The sequence below is a fragment of the Geminicoccus sp. genome (genome assembly GCF_035556675.1).
Classification (GTDB): Bacteria; Pseudomonadota; Alphaproteobacteria; order Geminicoccales; family Geminicoccaceae; genus Geminicoccus.
In genome coordinates this window covers 1-3,069 of the sequence record NZ_DATMFZ010000215.1, presented here as the reverse complement: position 1 = coordinate 3,069, position 3,069 = coordinate 1, and the positions used below count along the sequence as shown (strand labels likewise).

3 protein-coding genes and 3 pseudogenes are annotated in these 3,069 nt (G+C 68.6%); 4 read left to right on the top strand and 2 right to left on the bottom strand.

Features of this window, described 5'->3' with window-relative positions:
• A pseudogene (locus VNS22_RS15215) lies at window positions 1–517 on the bottom strand (IS110 family transposase); the annotation flags it as partial.
• Between the two features lie 80 nt (window positions 518–597).
• On the opposite strand from VNS22_RS15215, the pseudogene VNS22_RS15210 reads away from it, so the two are divergent.
• A pseudogene (locus VNS22_RS15210) lies at window positions 598–840 on the top strand (IS481 family transposase); the annotation flags it as partial.
• Window positions 841–987: 147 nt separating this feature from the next.
• The gene (locus VNS22_RS15205; RefSeq protein ID WP_325733825.1) at window positions 988–1,179 is read left to right on the top strand and encodes a hypothetical protein; all 192 of its coding nucleotides are present in this window, start codon (window positions 988–990) and stop codon (window positions 1,177–1,179) included.
• A gap of 12 nt (window positions 1,180–1,191) precedes the next feature.
• Here the strand turns inward: VNS22_RS15205 and VNS22_RS15200 are convergent, their stop codons facing one another.
• On the bottom strand, window positions 1,192–2,223 hold the full coding sequence (locus VNS22_RS15200; RefSeq protein WP_325733823.1) for an LLM class flavin-dependent oxidoreductase: 1,032 nt from the start codon (window positions 2,221–2,223) through the stop codon (window positions 1,192–1,194).
• Between the two features lie 218 nt (window positions 2,224–2,441).
• Here VNS22_RS15200 and VNS22_RS28590 point away from each other — a divergent pair.
• Together VNS22_RS28590 and VNS22_RS15195 are read left to right on the top strand one after the other, a co-directional pair.
• Window positions 2,442–2,777: pseudogene (locus VNS22_RS28590) on the top strand (transposase).
• The coding region (locus VNS22_RS15195) for a transposase (RefSeq protein ID WP_325733821.1) at window positions 2,762–3,069 on the top strand (308 nt) is incomplete at its 3' end. The pseudogene VNS22_RS28590 and the gene VNS22_RS15195, both read left to right, overlap by 16 nt.

Here is a 3,069-nt window from a genome sequence, read left to right as displayed (position 1 = left end):
TTGCATCACCCTCGTCAGGTAGCAGCGCTTGCGCCAGCAACCAGACACGCCCCTTCGGCTCGAACAGGACGGCGTGCGGACAGGACGGCACGAGATGGGCGTGCAGGATCGACTGCGCAATGGTCTTCGGCCGCACCCACTGCCGCACGGATCTGGTGCGGCGCATGACCTGGCGTCGCAAGCCAAGGGTCGTCTCGTCCGGGACCTCCGGCAGAGAGCCACTGGCGCAGAGCTGCGCCCGCACCGTCGCGTCGGTCCTGTCGGCCTTGATGCGCGCCTCGGCGATCAGCCGCACCTGGCGCGGGTTGGCGATCACCCCCCGGCCCGGCCGGATCACCTCCGCCACCGCCCTTGCGGTGCCGGTCGCCGCGACCACGACATGGTCGGCACGGGTCAGGTTCTGCGCGAACGCCACCCCATGAGCACGGGTCATGCCGATCCGGCCAAGGCGCCGGGCCATGCCGTGCTCCCAGCGCATCCGGCCTGCCCGCACTTGCATGCTCCCGGTGCCCCACATCCCGGATGGGCTCACCATAGTGCTGATCCGGAGATCAGCGGGAACGCAGGGCACCGAAGCCATCATACCGGATACCGGATAATGACCAAGTCGAGCGGCTCAACCGGACGCCGAAGGATGCCACCGTCCGCCGCTACCGCTACGGCAGCCACGGCGAGCTCAGAACGCACCTGCGGCTCCTCCTCGGCGCCTATGACCACGTCCGCAGGCACAAGACCCTACGGGGCCTCATCCCCTGCGAGGCCATTTGCAAAGCCTGGGCCAAAGAGCCCAACCGGTTCAGGCTCGACCCGGCACACCACATCCCGGGACCATACACCTAGTCGCATTTGCCATGGCGGGGTGCGCCGTCACCCCGACGCCAGATCCTGAGCGGTCCGCCGTCATCCGTTTGGTGCTGAACGAGCGGCCGAGCCTGCGCCGGTGGGCAAAGGCATTGAGACAGCCAAGTCCCCTGCAGAACTGGCGTCGTGGCTGCCCTTCTTGAGGTCGATCCAACCGAAATGCCGGAATTGATCTGTCCGCGCCTCGTGGATGCGGTTGCCGCCGTCACGATCAGCCATGTCGAGTTCCTGGACATCCAGCTGGGACGCCTCGACCTGGACCTCGTGCGGCGGATCATGCCCTTGCCCAACCTGGCGCCGGGTAATCCCTGGATATGACGCTTCTGTGGCCTATCTCAACGCCTTCCTGACCGCCGGCGCCACTACCGTGCCGTACAGCTCGATCGCCCGCATGATCCTGCCGTGCGGCATGGTGCCCAGGCTCAGCTGGAGCAGGAAGCGGTCGTGGCGGAAGATCTCGCGCTGGGCCAGGATCTTGTCGATCACCTGCTGCGGGCTGCCGATGAAGTCGGCGCCGCGCGGCGAGCGGCTCGCCTCGAAGCGGGGGCGGGTGTAGGCGGGCCAGCCGCGTTCCTGGCCGAGCCGACCCATCACGTCGGCATAATAGGGAAAGGCGGTGTCGGCGGCGTCCTGGGAATCGTCGGCGATGAAGCCGTGCGAGTTGATGCCGACCGCAAGGCCCGCCGGATCATGGCCGGCCCTGCGCGCGGCTTCGCGATAAAGGGCCACCAGCGGGGCGAAGCGCGCGGGCTCGCCGCCGATGATGGCCAGCGCCATGGGCAGGCCCAGCGTGCCGGCGCGCACCGCGGAAGGCGGGTTGCCGCCGACCGCGATCCAGACAGGCAGGGGGGACTGCAGCGGGCGTGGATAGACCGGTTGATCGTGCAGGGCCGGCCGGTGCCGGCCGGACCAGGTGACCCGCTCCGCCGCGCACAGCTTCAGGAGCAGGTCGAGCTTCTCGGCGAACAGCGCATCGTAATCGTTCAGGTCCAGGCCGAACAGCGGGAAGGATTCGATGAAGGAGCCGCGCCCGGCCATGATCTCGGCGCGGCCCTCTGAGAGCAGGTCCAGGGTGGTGAACTGCTGGAAGACCCGCACCGGCTCCTCCGAGCCCAGCACGGTGACCGCACTGGTCAGCCGGATCCGCCGGGTGCGGGCGGCGGCGGCGGCGAGCACGATCGCGGGTGCCGAGACGACGTAGTCCGGACGGTGATGCTCGCCTAAGCCGAACACGTCGAGCCCGACCTGGTCGGCCAGCTCGATCTCCTCGATCAGGTCCCGCAGGCGCCGGGCGGCCGGCAGGACGGCGCCGGTGACCGGATCCGGCGTGGTGTCGCCGAAACTGTAGATGCCAAGCTGCATGGCCACTCCCTTTGCCCCGCCGGTCCTTCACCGGCCCGGCGCTGACATGGGGAAGAAGCGGACGCGGGCGAAGGTCCGCGGCAGGGATCGCACTGTTTCCCGGGCGCGGCCGATCGCGCGCCCGAGCCCGTGCTAGGTAGGGAACTCAAACAACCTTCTGTAGCTTCATGGTTTTCGATCGGCTGATCAGGGACGTATGGCTGTGAAGGATCTGGCGGATGGCACATCTGTATTGGCGGTCGGACGCGGCTTGGGCGCGGATCGAGCCGCATCTGCCCCATGGTCGGCCGGGGGCGGCCAGGGTCGACGACCGGTGGGTGATCAGCGGGATCCTGCACGTGCTCGAGACCGGCTGCCGCCCGCCGAGGTCTCCTGACCTCGGTCCTTATGGGCATGGATGATCCGCCTGCTGCGGATCATGGCGGGACGTGCCGCCTGCCTGCGGGCCGGCCATGACCGTCTATCATCGATACAACCGGTGGGCGCGGCGCGGCATCTGGCAGTGCATCTTCCAGCAGCTCGCAGGGGCCGGCGATATTTGGCCGAGCTGTTGATCGATGGCACGCATGTCAAAGCGCACCGCTCGGCAGCTGGCGGCAAGGGGGCGAGTGGTGCCAGGCGATCGGCCGCGCGCGCGGCGGCCGCACGTCGAAGCTCCATGGCCTGGCCGATGAGCGGGTTCGCCCTGACGCCGGGCAACCTCGCCGACATCGGCATGGCCATCCCGCTGCTCGATGCCGTCCCGCCACCTCGGCGGGTCATCGCCGACAAGGCCTATGATGCCGACGATCTTCTTAGCTGGCTCCGGGCTCGGCACATCCAGGCGGTGATCCCCGCCAACGCCAG